Raw genomic sequence first — 14,852 nt, 5'->3', positions numbered from 1 at the left:
AAAGGGTTTCCCTCAACAAACTGAAATTTATCAATGCTCATCATTACTGACAATTTTTAAGTTAATCCAAGCAAATTTCTATTTTAATTCTATCTGGATCTTCAAAATAGACTGCATAATGTTCTGCACCACCGGCATATGGATATTTATCATCATAAAGCAAAACTATATTTCTCTGAATAAGATTCTTCCTAATTTGATCGATTTTATCCTTAGTTTGACATCGAAAAGCAAGATGATTTAAGCCTATATTACATCTATTGTATCCGTTATTAAGATACTTTTCTTTTGTCTGTACAAAAACAATAGAAAATTCGTCCTTTTTATAGGAAAATCCGTTTTCCCATTCTTGAAACAACTCAAAACCTAAAATGCTAAGTATCCAAGAATAGAACTCCTTGGTTTTATCTAAATTACTTACATAAATGTCAATATGATGCATTGTTCCCTCTCCATCTAGTGCTGAAAATATCAATATACTCACTTCTACTTCGTTGATGTCTCAGCTCGTACAAGCAGTGATACGGCCTCAACGTGTGGTAATATTCTGCTTTTATACTAATAAACAAAAGGCAATTAAAAACATTTTGAAATGATACTGTGGACCGGAAAGTTGATCACTTCTTCCAAAAGAAATAACATCCATTCTATAATTTAAAATCCTTTTCTTTACTAATTCAATTACTAGCCAATATAGTATAAACCAATAAAAATGATGATAAAAATAACATAGTAGCCAGTCTTACAACTTACTACTTTTCATATGATAATTTACAAATGTCTTTCCAGCCACTCGATCTTTTTAAAATCCTTATTGTCATTGTGATCATTTCGATAGGAGTCTTGAGAAGAAGCTTTGTAAATACTTAGATACTGCCCCAGACTTGGAAGACGAAAAGTGATGCCTTCAATGTGAATAAGCTCTATATCTGATTCCGAAACTCCTGCAAAATCAGGTAAGGAATCGATACTTCCAAATTCAACACTCACTCTATCCTTTTGGAATTCATGCTCATGAATGTCTATTAAGACGTAGCCTAAGTCTTTCATCACTTTCATTATCTTGTCCCAGTCATAAATTCTGAGATGATCAGGTGCTTCCCAACCTCTAGGATCACCAGGCACATGAATGTCAATGTCAGACGGCTCCCAATTTTCTTTCGTTCTAAACTCCAATCCCAAAGAACCCATCAGTGTTGGTGTAATTCCGACTCGATTTAAATGGAAACAAATAGTTTTAAATTCTTCAAATAAGAGACTCATGTTTACTCTAAGCCCTTCATATAAATGTTCGTTATTTCTACTTTATTACCTTGAACAAAATCATTTTCATTTTCTAGGGTATATCCAGTTATTTTGGGTACAAATTCTTTTCCTTCTTTTAAGGACCCAAATGCAACTAGATCTTTATAGGAAGGATTTTGATACAATTCCAACATATACATCTCTAGTCTTTCTGATTTTTGAACGATTATCCACATTTCACTAACAAACTTAAACACTCAGCGGTTCGCTGTTACCGTATCGTTTCGTCGTAATCTCCTCACTCTACGACAGCTATGCCCCAAGGCACCTTCTCGACCTTCAGTCTCAGCTTGTCCCATGGGCAGAACATCTGCTTCTACTTCACTGATGCCTCAACTTGTGGTGGTAGCGTTCTTCTATACTAATGGATAAGGAAAGAAAAAGTGATTTTAGAATTTTAATGTGGAAATAAATATTAACTATAGTAAAAATTAACTTTCTAAATGTTCTTCAATAATCGGTTTTATACTCTAGTTTATAAATAAGAAATTCTGAACTGCATGTAAGCTTTTATAAATTCCAGAGTCTAAATCTTTCTGAATATTTAATGGAATTTCTAAAGTAACTTAATTTAATGACATAATTATAACTTACCTCTTAATTCTATCGTTCTAGTTTATTCAAAAATAAAATCAGCAATTCGTTTAGCAGCTTTTTCTGTTGCCACTTCAATGTCAGTTTTAGTCCAAGTGTCATTTACATAATTAACAAGAGATTTAGCTATTGGGAACTTACTACCTATATATCCATGACCACTTGTGATTGTATTCTCTCTTTTTGTTCTAAACCAAGCATCTCCAATTCCACGATTAATTTCGGATTCAAGGAGAATCTTATTACCAAGCTTCTCAGCATAATCTCTAAATTCTTCCTGGCTTTCTAGTCCAGCATCTGACATAATATTTTCTCTATTCAAACCACTTTGCGGCATAATATGTTCAATATCAATATTTCCATTTAAATTAAAGTCCATACCTTTTTCCAATGAAAATAGGAATTCATTTACATAAAGAATAGAATTTGAAACTCCACTTTCAGTCAAAGTTTGTTTAACGTCTTCATAAACAAAATTAGTATGAATATGGTTTTTATTTTTAAAATAAGTTCGTTGATTGAAATTGAATCGACTTGACTGTACATCAGATTAATTTCTTCTAGGAAGCCTTTAAAAAGTTTATGGCTATATGAGAGTTCAGATAATTCAATCAAAACTCCAAGTCTAAGTAAGTATTCCAGATATGTGTTATCTTGTCTGAAAAATAAATAACTACTAACAAAAGGTCGTAAATTACCGTTTAATTTATTTATCAATCGACCATTGATAGTATCAGATACTCGTTCAAAATTATTTAAGATTGTATTTAGCTCAGCAGTAAACAGAACATCTTCATTCAATAGATGTTTATTTTTTGAGAAAAAGGCTCTTATACCAGGATTTCTTCGATCAGCACTGTTTTGTTCTGAAAGTTTTACGAAAATATAGTGAGTAATTAACGCATTTAAGTCTAATCTAGATGAATCTGTACGTTGTACAATCTCTTGCCAATTTTTTTCGAAGCTTTTCCTATCTGATGCGTTTGCGGTTGTCTTAGATACAATTACTTCAATTGGGGCCAATGGAACACCAGTCCCATTTAAGGAATTGAAAATATTTATAGCCTGATCAGTATTATAACTTGTAATGGTAATCACTTGGCAATTATCAATAAAGTGGTTAGCAAAATTGATAAGAGTAAAAACATTCAATTCGTTACACATATTGTAAAAATATCTAAAGTTTTTATAGAAGTTAGTATAGCGGTTGTCTTTCTGGCGACGATAGATTTGGTGAACTCTATCTTTAATAGATATAAAATCTTTACCTAGCAAGATAGTAGTCATCTCACTAGCATATTTTTCTGAAATCGAATGATTTATATACTTTATTCTATCATCGCTAGGATAATACAGTCCATCAACGAAATCATCTTTTTCGTCATCTGAAACATTGAAAAGCATTGTGACAATCTGCTCTTTAAGACCATTAAGACGTTTCACTAATCTGCGTGCATCAGTATCTAGAGTCGGTTGAAGTTCAAGCTCATTATCAATCTTCAATAAGATTGCCTTAAGAAGTAACATAAATGTCGTTGTTCTTTGCTGGCCATCAATCAAGGTTACTTCATGCTCTTCTCCAGATTCTTGAGCAATGAGAACAGCTCCAAAGAAATAATTGTCTTGGGAACTATCATCGAAATTTTCCATATGAAGATTAATATCTTCAATGAGTTGTTCACATTGTGGTACTTGCCAAGCATAGGGTCTCTGATAGGTAGGAATATAAAATTCTGATTTTTCAAAATAAGATTTTATTGTTTGTAAAGCCGGTTGAATATCGTTTCTCATTCAGATTCTCCAATAATTTTTTCTTATGGTATTATATCACGAAAACGCTGACATTTAAATTCTAAGTATATCCGAACAATCTAACGATTTAAAAGCATTTTAAAGATGACATGTTGTACCATTATAACTTGAAATCTATCTACATCCCTAAATAAAAGCCTTGAAAGATTAAAATTTCAAGGATTTTATTGAATTAAATTGTATCATCTAACTTCTACTTATCTCCCTGGATCAAACCTTGCTTAAGTTTCATTAATAGGGGATACGTTAATTTCCGTTAACGCCTAGTCTATGGTAACAACTCCGTACCCCCTAGGGTTTATAGAAATAGATTGACAGCCTATCAGGCTATCACATCAAGATACTCAACTTGTATTCTCACTCCGATACTTCCCCAGCACATAAGAAAAAGCCTTACCTACAAGGCTTTTCATAATTCCTTTCGTTTCAAGGCTTTTACGCTTTTACAAGCAATAATACACACTCCACGTGGTGGGTCTGTGGGACTCAAAAGGTTCAGTGAACCTTTTGAGGATTAGCAACGTTTCACTAACAAACTTACACATTCAACATGTGGTGCTTGTATACTCCTATATTATAGAACGAAAGTGATAGAGTTGTTGTTTAAAATTAAACTTTAGAATGAAACTATTTTATAGTTCCCTTTTTTCAACTTTATAGCTGATAATTGTCACTTAATAAATTTACTTGCTAACTTGTAAACTTTTTGAATCTCTTTACTCTTAATATCCCAACCATCAAGTTCTTCTTTAATTAACTCTGGAAATTTTTTGCTAATATCCCTCAAAGAATTGCCGACTGATTTTCTAACATATTCACTAGAATCTTCTTTTAATGTTGCGATTCGTTTAATAGCTTCATCTGGATTATCCTTGAAATATGGTCTACTCGTCCATATTCTCAAACCTTCTGTAACAGCTCTTCTAACATTTGGATTATTATTTTGGAGCCAGTCGTCAATAACCGGAAGAGATTTTTCATAACCTGTTTGCTTACAAAATTCATCAAATGCTTTTGCTAATACTTCTTGAACTCTCCAATTATCATCTTTTGAAACCTCATCCCTCATGAAGATCAAAATTTCTTCATACGATGACAAATAGCCGAAGAGAAATACACTATACATTCTAACTTGATATACATTGGATTTAAAGGCTAAAAATGCTAATTCTTTAGTATACGCATTATCGTTTGATAGATAGTCAGCAAGAGCTCTTTGCTCTTCCTCTTTAAATCCATTTTCTATTAAAGAGAATTCTTTTTCTAAATTTAAAATATATTCTTTCATGTAACTTGACCCCAAACCAATCATGCATTTTTTTCGCTTTCGTTTTAGGTTCTCTTCCAAAAGACTGATTCCATTTTCCTTTACTTCTACATCTTCAAATTTATGGTTCATCCGGTAGCAGTTGCTTCTTGAGTCGCAATAAATACACCCATTAGTGCACCCTCTGAATAAATTCATTCTATTCTTTGAAGAGAGAATTCCTTTTACTTCTTTAAAATGCACTTTACTACCCTAATTTCCTCTATTTTAATTTACATTTTTTCTGATGAGCTTTTAATTTTTTCATAGCCCAATCATAATGACTTGCAGTGGTACTTACAAAATAGGAACCCAGTGTACTCCCCCCAACCCATTTATATACACCTTTTGAAAAAAGTTCTTCGTTTGTAAAGGTTTCAGCCAACTGTAAAACATCGCTATGGGATTTATGAAACATTTTAGTTGCGTCTTCAAGAGAAGTATTTTGATGTTTCTTCCAAAATTCTACATTCAGATCTCCATAAGTTTTCCAATTGTACGGCTCAGGCAAAAACGGTTTTTCTTCTCCCTTTTGATTGGAATGTACCCAATTCAAAATAAGCTGATGCCATTCATAGAGATGGATTAAAACATCTCTTAGATTCTTATCTCTTTTCCAGTGGGCTTCTTTTTTCTTTTCATCTTTTGAAAAGTCAAATGGTGTATTTAACTCTTCCTCAGTCATCTTTGAGATAAATAAATTTAACTTTTCATAGTTTTCATTAGCAACAATCATTAAATCATTTTTTGTCGTTGGTCTTGGCATAACAAGTCCCTCCTATTTCACTGAATATCTTAATATAGTTTTTGTTTTTCTTTTAATGTCCTGTTTTTATTACTTAGGTATATTTCTTTATGAAAATCACCTATTCTTGTAAGATCAAGTTTTCTTGCAAATTCATTCATCAGTTCAAATGACTTTGGCTCATCATCATAACTTCCAACATGTAAAATATGGATAGATTTACCCTCTTCTATTTCTCTAAAACTTATCTCATCATACAATACGTTGTGCTTTTTCTTTTTTACATTTTCAAGTGCATTTGTGAATATCTCTTGTGTAATAAAATCAGGTTGTTTAATCATCAATGTGTATTCCAGTTTATTTTTATCAAGCTCTTCTCCATTTACTTTTTTCCAAAAGCCTTCTAATGGATATACCGTAAAATCTGTAATATCGTTATCAGTTTTATTTTTCATTGCATTTTTAAACAACATTTTAATGGCATAGGCTAGAGAATATAATGCGGATATTCTATCTGAGAAATCCACTTCATTCGGATTTCCTTTACCTTTTAACAAAATAAATTTTTGCTTTGGCACTTCTACAATGATAGGTGTTTGCTTTACACCATAAAGATTTTTTTCTTGTTTTCTCCATTCATATTTCATTATCCAGTTCTCCCTTTACATCTGGTTATTTTTATTATACAGGAAGATACTTGACACCATTGTCCTTGCTTTCTTAGTTCATAAATCCGAACTTTATCTTCATAATTCAATTTCATAATAAAACACCCCAAAATTTAGATTTTTTCTGTCTAGCTTTTGGGGTGCAGTTCACCTATCCACTTCACTAATTTTTTGATATTTAAACACGCCAAAGTAAGCCCAACCTGATCCTCCATTTTGGACTTTCCTTTCTCTCTAGTGTATCTCAAATTATGGTACTCCTCAGCCCGCTCAATTGTTTCTTTGCGCTTCTTATAGAGTTCTTTCATTTCTCTTTTGTGACGAATCTCCTCACAAAATTCAAGGGCATCTTTCCAGACATGTCTCGTTACTACTTTTTGAAAATTCTTGCTTTGGGTACAAACGGATAATAAAGAACAGGAAACACATACTTTGGGATTACTCTTATACTCACGGTAGCCTTCTCGAGTAGTAGTGCGATAGCTTAATACTTGATTCTCTGGACAGACATAATGGTCATCACTTGTATCATAAACAAAATTACTAGGCCTTAAGTTCCCCTTTACTCCCTTTGGTCGAGTATAAGGGAAGACAGGAATGATATTACGTTCTAACAAATAATGGGCAATAGCTGGGGTCTTGTAACCTGAATCCGCAATAATATAGTGTGGGGAGAATGGCTCTAACTTTGAAAAAAGAGCAGGGAAAGCCTGACTATCATGAACATTTCCTGCTTCAACCGTATAAGCTAAGGCCCATCCATGCTTATCGCAAGCAACTTGAGCAGAATAGGCAAATACTTCCTTGTGTTCGCCCTTATGGAAGCATCCACACTCAGGATCTGTCGTTGAGATTTTCTTTTCCTTAGCCTCACTTTCTTTTGCGGGCTTTAAGGACTTTTTTTCGTGTTTTTTCCGATCTAAATCAATCTCAACTGCCAATTGTTCACTCATAAATTTAGCTTGTTGGTCTACCATTTCCTTACGATACTTGTGACTATTAGCTGCCGCTTTGATATGGGTACCATCCACAAATATTTCAGAAGGATCAATTAAGCCAGCATACAAAGCATGGTTGAGAACTTGGGAAAAAATCTCGGAAATGAGTTCTTTATCTTGAAAACGACGGCTGTAATTCTTTCCATAGGTAGTAAAATGAGGGACCTTATCATCTAAAGTTAGTCCAAGAAACCAGCGATAGGCCACGTTTACTTCAATCTCTTTCATGGTTTGGCGCATGGAACGAATACCATAAAAACATTTGATTAAAGGAATTTTGACTAACATGACGGGATCAAGACTAGGACGACCGTTATTTGGACTATAGGTATCTTCTACCAAGTCATAAATAAAGTCAAAATCAACCTTTGAATCTACTTGTCGAAGAAAGTGATCTTTTGGGACCAATTCGTCTATTGTATAGAAACCATATTGCTTGCGATTATAATCAGGTTTTTCTTAGTGAAACATAGGGAACACCTCACAACTCTTCTTACCTCTATTATACGACTTTCCAAAAAGAAAAGCCTACGATAGGCTTTTTCATCTGACAATATCTTTATACATATCTGGTCTTCTGTCTCTAAAGAGACCCCAATTCAGGCGCTCATTCGCTCCCTTGTCAAGGTCATAAGTAGTTAACAAGATAGCTTCGCCTTGTCGTTCTGCTTGACTTAAAATAGCTCCTGTTTCATCAGTCATAAAGGATGAACCGTAGAAATTAAGACTAGAACTTTGCCCTCCATTTTCCTCACAAGGAGTGACTTCTTCTAAACCATAACGATTGGCTGCAATAACTGGCACAATATTTGCTGCTGCGTGTCCTTGCATGGTACGTTGCCAATGACCACAACTATCTGTATCCAAAATAGGCTCTGATCCAATGGCTGTTGGATAAAAGAGCAATTCTGCGCCATTTAGTGCAAGGCAACGGGCTGTTTCTGGGAACCACTGATCCCAACAAATGCCAATACCAATCTTGGCATAGCGAGTATCCCAGACCTTGAAACCTGTGTTTCCAGGAGTAAAGAAGAATTTTTCTTGATAATAATGGTCATCTGGTATGTGTGTCTTCCGATAAACGCCTAGTACTTCTCCATCTGCATCAATGACAGCAATGGAATTGTATAATACATTACCATCTTTTTCATAGAAACTGATCGGTAAAACGACCTTTAGTTCCTTGGCAATCACTTTAAAATGCTGAATAGCCGTATTTTCTGTCACCGACTGGGCATACTGGTAGTAGTCATACTGACGTTCCTGACAGAAATAGGGACGTTCAAATAATTCAGGCAAGAGAATAATTTGGGCTCCTTTGTCTGCAGCTTGTCGAACTAAGCGTTCAGCTGTTTGGATATTGGTTTCCACATCCTTAGCGCATTGCATCTGAATAGCTGCAACCGTTACATTTCTCATCTTTTTCTCCTATTCTGGAATTTGTTGGGTAATACAGTGGATATTTCCACCACCTAAAAGAATATCTCTTGCAGGAATTCCGACAACTTCACGGTCTGGAAAACACTGGCTCAGAATATCCAAGGCCACTTGGTCGTTTTCATCCCGAAATTGTGGAACCAAGACAGACTTATTAGCAATGTAAAAATTCACATAGGAAGCTGCTAAACGTTCACCTGCATAGCGTTCTTCTTCACCTTCTTCATAAGTATAGCCCGGCAAATCATCTTCCGTCACTACTTGATGAATAGCTGGGATTGGAAGTTTATGAATAGTGAAACTTCGATCTTTTGCATCGGTTTCCTTCTCTAAAAGAGCTAGATCTGCTGTAGACATGGCATACTGAGGATCATCTTGGTCGTCCGTCCAAGCTAAAACAACCTCAGCAGGACCAACAAAGGCTGCAACATTGTCGACGTGTTCATTTGTCTCGTCTTGATAAATACCGTAAGGCAACCAAATGACTTTTTCGGCACCAAGACTCTCTAGTAAGATCTTTTCAATCTCCTCTTTAGTCAGGTGAGGATTGCGACCAGGACTGAGCAAACAACTTTCAGTCACAAGTATAGTTCCTTGACCGTCACTATGAATAGCTCCGCCTTCCAGTACAAATGGTTTGGCATCGTAAACAGGTATATCTAAGACTTCTGCAAAGCGACTGGCTACTTGGTCATCTGCTTCATAGTCTTGGTAAAGACCGTCAACAGCACCACCCCAGGCATTGAAAGACCAATCTACCGCTAACTTTTCCCTTTGATCATTGAGGAGAATAGTTGGACCAGTATCACGTGCCCAGGCATCATTTGTCTGAATATCTAGATAAACAACATTGTCTCCAAGATAGGATTGTGCTTCAGATAGATAGTCCTCCTCAACCAAAAGGTAGACTGTTTCCCCCTGAGCAATCGTTTTGATAATCTGGCTAAAAGCTTTTTTTGCAGCCTTTCCTTGAAAAGGCCAAGACCCTGGTCGAGTAGGCCATATCATGAGAGTCCCATGATGGGGTTCATACTCTGCAGGCATCCGGTAACCTAATTTCTTTGGGCTGTCCATCATGATAATCTCTCCTTAAAGTCTTGGTAGCCAAATGCTTTGACTAGACTGCACTCACCCTCTTTATCCATGAGATACAAACTTGGAAGCCCAATGCCGTTAAAGGTATTATTTTTGACAAAGGAGTAAATAGCCATGTCTTCAAAATAGAGGCGATCACCGATTTCAATCGGTTTTTCAAAGCTGTAATCCCCAATGATATCCCCTGTAAGACAAGTATTTGAAGAGAGTCTATAAGTATAAGGTTTTTCTTGCGCTTCAAAACCATCTCTCAATGGAGGGCGATAAGGCATCTCAAGAACATCTGGCATATGGCAGCTTGCTGAAGCATCTAACACCAAGGTCTCAATCCCGTTTTCAACAATATCTAAGACTTCTGTCGCTAGATAGCCCGCATTAAGGGCAATAGCTTCTCCTGGCTCGATATAGATGTCAAGGTTATAAGTTTCTCGAATGCGTTTAATCTCAGAAATCAGTAAGTCCACATCATAGTCATCTCTCGTAATATGATGACCACCACCCATATTGAGCCATTTAACTTGATGCAAATAGGCTCCAAACTGCTCTTCTACTGCTTTCAAGGTTGTCTCTAAATCATCTGCCCCCTGCTCACAAAGAGTATGAAAATGAAGCCCGTCAACCAAGTCCAGCAAATCACTAGGTATCTTGTCTGAAGTCACTCCAAAACGAGAGCCAGGAGCACAAGGATCATAAAGCGCGTGGTCACCCTGCGTTGAACATTTAGGATTGAGGCGTAGACCGACACTGATACCAGCTTCACGACAACGTTGACCATATTTTCGTAATTGTCTCTCTGAGTTAAAGACAATATGATCAGATATTTTAAGCAACTCTTCCATATCTGATTCCTTGAAAGCTGGCGCAAAAACATGGACTTCCCCAGGGAACTCTTCTCTAGCTAACTTAGCCTCATAGAATCCACTAGCCGTCGTACCTGACAGATACTGACTAATCAAAGGATAGGTTTTATAGAGGGAATAAGCTTTTTGAGCCAGTAGAACCTTACAGCCAGTTTTTTCTTGAACCTCTTGTAAAATGCGGCAATTCTCTTCTAATTTTCCTAAGTCAATGATATAAGAAGGCGTTGGTACTTGTTCTAATTTCATTAGTCCACCATTTGTGGATTTTCAACAACAACCCATGGCAAACCGTATTTATTCAAAGCTTCCATGAATGGGTCTGGATCCAATTCTTCAAGGTTATAAACTCCTGGTTGTTTCCAAGTACCATCCATAACTAATTTTGTCCCAATCATGGCTGGAACACCTGTTGTGTAAGAAATGGCTTGTGAACCAACTTCTGCGTAACATTCTTGATGGTCGCAAACATTGTAGATGTAGATGGTCTTTTCAACGCCATCTTTGACACCTGTAAAGATACATCCAATATTAGTTTTACCAACAGTACGTGGGCCAAGGCTTGCAGGATCTGGAAGCAAGGCTTTCAAGAATTGGATTGGTACGATTTCTTGTCCGTTAAAATTAATAGTATCTGTACGAAGGAGACCAACGTTTTCCAAGCATTTCATGTGAGTTAGATAAGATTGGCCAAAAGTCATAAAGAAGCGAATCCGTTTAACTCCTGGAATATTCTTTGCTAATGATTCGATTTCTTCATGGTGGAGGAGATACATGTCTTTTTGGCCAACTTGAGGGAAATCATACTCACGTTTAATAGACATAGCTTCGACTTCTACCCACTTTCCATCTTCCCAGTAAGAACCTGGTGCAGAAACCTCACGTAGATTGATTTCTGGGTTAAAGTTTGTCGCAAATGGATAACCGTGGTCACCACCATTACAGTCTAAAATATCGATATAGTGGATTTCGTCAAAGTAATGTTTGAGTGCATAAGCTGAAAAGACGCTGGTTACCCCTGGATCAAAACCAGATCCAAGCAAGGCAGTCAGACCTGCTTCCTTGAATTTCTCTTGGTAAGCCCATTGCCATGAGTAGTCAAAGTAAGCTGTAAAACCAAGTTCCTTACAACGTTTCTCATAAATAGAACGCCATTCAGGGTCTTCTGTGTCCTCAGCCTCATAGTTGGCAGTATCGATATAGTGCACACCTGTAGCCAAACAAGCATCCATAATAGTCAAATCTTGGTATGGTAGAGCTACGTTCAAAACAGCTTCTGGTTTGTAGCTTTCAATCAAGGCAATCACTTCTTCTACCTTGTCCGCATCAAGAGCAGCTGTCTCAATCTTAGTATTTGTTTTGCCTTCTAATTTAGCCTTCAAGTCATCACATTTTGACTTGGTACGGCTTGCAATCATAATCTCTTTAAAAGTTTCGCTGTCTTGACAAATCTTTGAAATAGCAACCTGGGCAACGCCCCCACATCCGATAACTAATAAACGACTCATTTTCTTCCTTCCTCTTCCTCTAAAATGTCTTCTACATACTTAGGCAACATAAAGGCACCAATATGTAGGTTTGCAGTGTAGTATTCTGTGAAAAGCTGGCGTTTTTTCCAACCTTCCTTGTCAAAATCTTTGACAGGGTGGTATTTTTTAGATGCAAACCCAAATAACCAATAGCCTGCAGGACTGGTAGGGATATGTGCCTGATAAACTCGACTAATTGGAAAGGCTTGATTAACCTTACGGTGCATGCTTCGACAAGCTGACTCATCTTCGTCAAAGAAGGGACTACCATGCTGGTAAATCATGATTCCGTCCTCTTTCAAGGCTCTGTAACTATTGCCGTAAAATTCCTTGGTAAAGAGCCCTTCCGTATGGCCAAATGGATCAGTCGCATCGTTAATGATAATGTCGTAATCATTTTCACAGTTTCTCAAAAACCTTAGTCCATTTTGGTAGTAAATGGTGACGCGAGGGTCATCAAGTCCTGCAGCAAAGTCTGGAAAATACTCTCGACAAACCTCTACCAGCATCTCATCTGGTTCTACAATATCGATTTGTTCCAATTCTGGATAGAGAGTTAATACTTGGGCAACACCACCGTCACCACCCCCAATAACCAAGACTTTCTTTGGATTGGGATGGACAGCCATAGGAACGTGGACGGTCATTTCGTTGTAGACAAAATCATCTGCATCCGAGAACAAGACATGCCCATTTAAAATCAAAATCTTCCCAAAAGCTGGAGTATCTAATACTTCAATATCCTGCCACTCACTTTTTCCAGCATAGAGTTGTTTGGCAGTTCTCAATGATAATTTCACATCTGGAGTATGAACTTCAGAAAACCATAAATCCATCTAGTTCTCCTTTCTTTCAATAACATTGATGTGATTGACCTCTGGATCTTCCGTTCCTTGGAGGGAACAACCACGTTCCTTTGCAAATTTGATATAATCGACAAGACCTTGTGTAATCCGTTCACCTGGCGCTAGGATAGGAATCCCAGGAGGGTAACACATGACAAATTCCCCACAGACTTGTCCAACGGACTCGTCCAAGGTTAAGCTTCTTCTCTCTGAGTAGAAGGCTTCCTGTGGAGATAGCACCAACTCTGGTTGGATATATTCGCCAGCGATCAAGTCCTTCCCATCTCGTGAGTATAGTCTCTTGATATCAGCTAGAGCACCAACCAAGCGTTCAATGTCTTGGATACGGTCACCAATCGAAATGTAGGCCAAGATATTGCCAATATCACCAAACTCAATCTGAATGTCATATTCATCCCGTAAGAGATCATAAACTTCAATACCTGTTAGTCCAATTCCCTGAGTGTAAACTGACAGCTTGGTCACATCAAAATCAAAGACCGACACACCGTCTACTAGCTCTTTTGAGTAGGCATAGTAGCCACCGATGGCATTGATTTCACGACGAGCGTACTCAGATAGCTCAATGACCTTCTCAAATGACTCTTTACCACGAAGGGCCAAATTGCGGCGTGAAATATCCAAACTAGACATTAACAAATAGGATGCTGATGTTGATTGGGTCAGGTTAATGATTTGACGCACGTACTCAGGATTCATCTGATCGCCAACTAAAAGAAGCGAACTTTGAGTCAAGCTGCCACCAGACTTATGCATAGATACGGCTGACATATCTGCTCCAGCGTCCATAGCAGATAGAGGAAGTTTATCTGTAAAGTGGAGATGAGCACCGTGTGCCTCGTCTACTAAGACTTTCATTCCTGCAGCGTGGGCCATCTCTGTTAGCCCCTTTAAGTCTGAACAAATCCCATAGTAGGTAGGATTGTTGATTAAGATAGCCTTGGCATCCGGATGGTCCTTAATAGCTTGTGCCACACGCTCATTTTCAAGCCCCAAAGCAATACCGATTTTGGGATCCACACTCATCTCGATATAGATGGGAATAGCTCCACATAAAACGAGTGCATTGATGGCTGATTTATGGACATTTCGTGGTAGGATGATTTTATCACCTGCTTTACAGGTGGAAAGAATCATGGTTTGCACGGATGAGGTTGTCCCGCCAATCATTAAAAAGGCATGGGCAGCTCCAAAAGCCTCTGCTGCTAGCTCTTCTGCATCTCTGATAATCGAAATAGGATGCCCAAGATTGTCCAAGGGCTTCATAGAATTGACATCAATACCAACGCATTTTTCCCCTAAAAGTTCAACTAACTCTGGATTCCCACGGCCACGCTTATGACCTGGTACATCGAAAGGAACAATCCTTTTCTTTCGTAACTTAACTAACCCCTCATAAATGGGAGCTTGGTTCTGATTTAACATTATGAAGACATACTCCTTTACTTTATTTTCTACACCTGAGCTAAAATCAGGTGTTATAGGAAACTTATGAAAAAAGAGCAGGTTGGCACCTGCTCTACAATCTACTGACGTGTTTATGTTTGTTTCTTTTGAGTATGTCTGTTCCTGATGTTTCCTAACTCTCTAGTAGCAAATATTACGTACTTTATTGATCGTTTCACAAGATGACGTGTGCT

The 14,852-nt window shown here is 37.2% G+C and carries 13 protein-coding genes and 2 pseudogenes; all 15 read right to left on the bottom strand.

The features are described 5' to 3' along the window. Positions 1 to 61 precede the first annotated feature (61 nt). Positions 62 to 442, bottom strand: a complete 381-nt coding sequence (locus tag HMPREF9421_RS06095; RefSeq protein WP_040803020.1) for a VOC family protein — start codon at positions 440 to 442, stop codon at positions 62 to 64. A gap of 329 nt (positions 443 to 771) precedes the next feature. After that, the gene (locus tag HMPREF9421_RS06090; protein WP_006596131.1) at positions 772 to 1,263 is read right to left on the bottom strand and encodes a hypothetical protein; all 492 of its coding nucleotides are present in this window, start codon (positions 1,261 to 1,263) and stop codon (positions 772 to 774) included. A gap of 2 nt (positions 1,264 to 1,265) precedes the next feature. Continuing rightward, positions 1,266 to 1,439: a hypothetical protein gene (locus HMPREF9421_RS06085; RefSeq protein WP_006597066.1), complete on the bottom strand. Its 174-nt coding sequence runs from the start codon at positions 1,437 to 1,439 to the stop codon at positions 1,266 to 1,268. A gap of 482 nt (positions 1,440 to 1,921) precedes the next feature. Beyond that, positions 1,922 to 2,278: an HNH endonuclease family protein gene (locus HMPREF9421_RS11055; protein ID WP_478078780.1), complete on the bottom strand. Its 357-nt coding sequence runs from the start codon at positions 2,276 to 2,278 to the stop codon at positions 1,922 to 1,924. A 65-nt stretch (positions 2,279 to 2,343) separates the two neighbouring features. Continuing rightward, positions 2,344 to 3,690 (bottom strand): DUF262 domain-containing protein, encoded by a 1,347-nt coding sequence (locus HMPREF9421_RS06080; RefSeq protein ID WP_006596128.1) that lies wholly within the window; start codon positions 3,688 to 3,690, stop codon positions 2,344 to 2,346. Positions 3,691 to 4,381: 691 nt separating this feature from the next. Continuing rightward, positions 4,382 to 4,999 carry a DNA alkylation repair protein gene (locus tag HMPREF9421_RS06075; protein ID WP_040803256.1) on the bottom strand — a complete coding sequence of 206 codons (618 nt, stop codon included), beginning with the start codon at positions 4,997 to 4,999 and terminating at the stop codon, positions 4,382 to 4,384. Between the two features lie 241 nt (positions 5,000 to 5,240). Then, the gene (locus HMPREF9421_RS06070) at positions 5,241 to 5,783 is read right to left on the bottom strand and encodes a ClbS/DfsB family four-helix bundle protein (RefSeq protein WP_006596126.1); all 543 of its coding nucleotides are present in this window, start codon (positions 5,781 to 5,783) and stop codon (positions 5,241 to 5,243) included. A 12-nt stretch (positions 5,784 to 5,795) separates the two neighbouring features. Beyond that, positions 5,796 to 6,409, bottom strand: a pseudogene (locus HMPREF9421_RS06065) (GyrI-like domain-containing protein). 179 nt (positions 6,410 to 6,588) lie between these two features. Continuing rightward, positions 6,589 to 7,899, bottom strand: a pseudogene (locus HMPREF9421_RS06060) (IS1182 family transposase); the annotation flags it as partial. A 72-nt stretch (positions 7,900 to 7,971) separates the two neighbouring features. Further along, entirely contained in the window at positions 7,972 to 8,847 is an 876-nt protein-coding gene (gene aguB, locus HMPREF9421_RS06055) for an N-carbamoylputrescine amidase (protein ID WP_006596123.1), read from the bottom strand. 9 nt (positions 8,848 to 8,856) lie between these two features. Beyond that, a complete protein-coding gene (gene aguA, locus HMPREF9421_RS06050) occupies positions 8,857 to 9,942 on the bottom strand; it encodes an agmatine deiminase (RefSeq protein WP_006596122.1) in 1,086 nt (361 codons plus the stop codon). After that, the gene (nspC, locus tag HMPREF9421_RS06045; protein WP_006596121.1) at positions 9,939 to 11,066 is read right to left on the bottom strand and encodes a carboxynorspermidine decarboxylase; all 1,128 of its coding nucleotides are present in this window, start codon (positions 11,064 to 11,066) and stop codon (positions 9,939 to 9,941) included. Before nspC ends, aguA begins: the two co-directional genes overlap by 4 nt. Beyond that, positions 11,066 to 12,325, bottom strand: coding sequence for a saccharopine dehydrogenase family protein (locus HMPREF9421_RS06040; protein WP_006596120.1), 1,260 nt, complete (start codon positions 12,323 to 12,325; stop codon positions 11,066 to 11,068). The genes nspC and HMPREF9421_RS06040 overlap by 1 nt, the downstream gene beginning before the upstream one ends. Next, positions 12,322 to 13,182 (bottom strand): polyamine aminopropyltransferase, encoded by an 861-nt coding sequence (gene speE, locus HMPREF9421_RS06035; protein WP_006596119.1) that lies wholly within the window; start codon positions 13,180 to 13,182, stop codon positions 12,322 to 12,324. Before speE ends, HMPREF9421_RS06040 begins: the two co-directional genes overlap by 4 nt. After that, entirely contained in the window at positions 13,183 to 14,637 is a 1,455-nt protein-coding gene (locus HMPREF9421_RS06030) for an aminotransferase class I/II-fold pyridoxal phosphate-dependent enzyme (protein WP_006596118.1), read from the bottom strand. Positions 14,638 to 14,852 lie beyond the last annotated feature (215 nt).

Source organism: Streptococcus australis ATCC 700641, from assembly GCF_000186465.1.
Taxonomy (GTDB): Bacteria; Bacillota; Bacilli; order Lactobacillales; family Streptococcaceae; genus Streptococcus; species Streptococcus australis.
The sequence above is the reverse complement of the archived record's forward strand: the minus strand, read 5'-3'. Positions and strand labels throughout refer to the sequence as shown.

What these genes read in the sequence shown, in the direction of transcription:
- HMPREF9421_RS06095 (WP_040803020.1), bottom strand. Translation starts at nt 442, where the DNA reads ATGCATCATATTGACATTTATGTAAGTAATTTAGATAAAACCAAGGAG.
- HMPREF9421_RS06090 (WP_006596131.1), bottom strand. Translation starts at nt 1,263, where the DNA reads ATGAGTCTCTTATTTGAAGAATTTAAAACTATTTGTTTCCATTTAAAT.
- HMPREF9421_RS06085 (WP_006597066.1), bottom strand. Translation starts at nt 1,439, where the DNA reads ATGTTGGAATTGTATCAAAATCCTTCCTATAAAGATCTAGTTGCATTT.
- HMPREF9421_RS11055 (WP_478078780.1), bottom strand. Translation starts at nt 2,278, where the DNA reads ATGGACTTTAATTTAAATGGAAATATTGATATTGAACATATTATGCCG.
- HMPREF9421_RS06080 (WP_006596128.1), bottom strand. Translation starts at nt 3,690, where the DNA reads ATGAGAAACGATATTCAACCGGCTTTACAAACAATAAAATCTTATTTT.
- HMPREF9421_RS06075 (WP_040803256.1), bottom strand. Translation starts at nt 4,999, where the DNA reads ATGAAAGAATATATTTTAAATTTAGAAAAAGAATTCTCTTTAATAGAA.
- HMPREF9421_RS06070 (WP_006596126.1), bottom strand. Translation starts at nt 5,783, where the DNA reads ATGCCAAGACCAACGACAAAAAATGATTTAATGATTGTTGCTAATGAA.
- aguB (WP_006596123.1), bottom strand. Translation starts at nt 8,847, where the DNA reads ATGAGAAATGTAACGGTTGCAGCTATTCAGATGCAATGCGCTAAGGAT.
- aguA (WP_006596122.1), bottom strand. Translation starts at nt 9,942, where the DNA reads ATGATGGACAGCCCAAAGAAATTAGGTTACCGGATGCCTGCAGAGTAT.
- nspC (WP_006596121.1), bottom strand. Translation starts at nt 11,066, where the DNA reads ATGAAATTAGAACAAGTACCAACGCCTTCTTATATCATTGACTTAGGA.
- HMPREF9421_RS06040 (WP_006596120.1), bottom strand. Translation starts at nt 12,325, where the DNA reads ATGAGTCGTTTATTAGTTATCGGATGTGGGGGCGTTGCCCAGGTTGCT.
- speE (WP_006596119.1), bottom strand. Translation starts at nt 13,182, where the DNA reads ATGGATTTATGGTTTTCTGAAGTTCATACTCCAGATGTGAAATTATCA.
- HMPREF9421_RS06030 (WP_006596118.1), bottom strand. Translation starts at nt 14,637, where the DNA reads ATGTTAAATCAGAACCAAGCTCCCATTTATGAGGGGTTAGTTAAGTTA.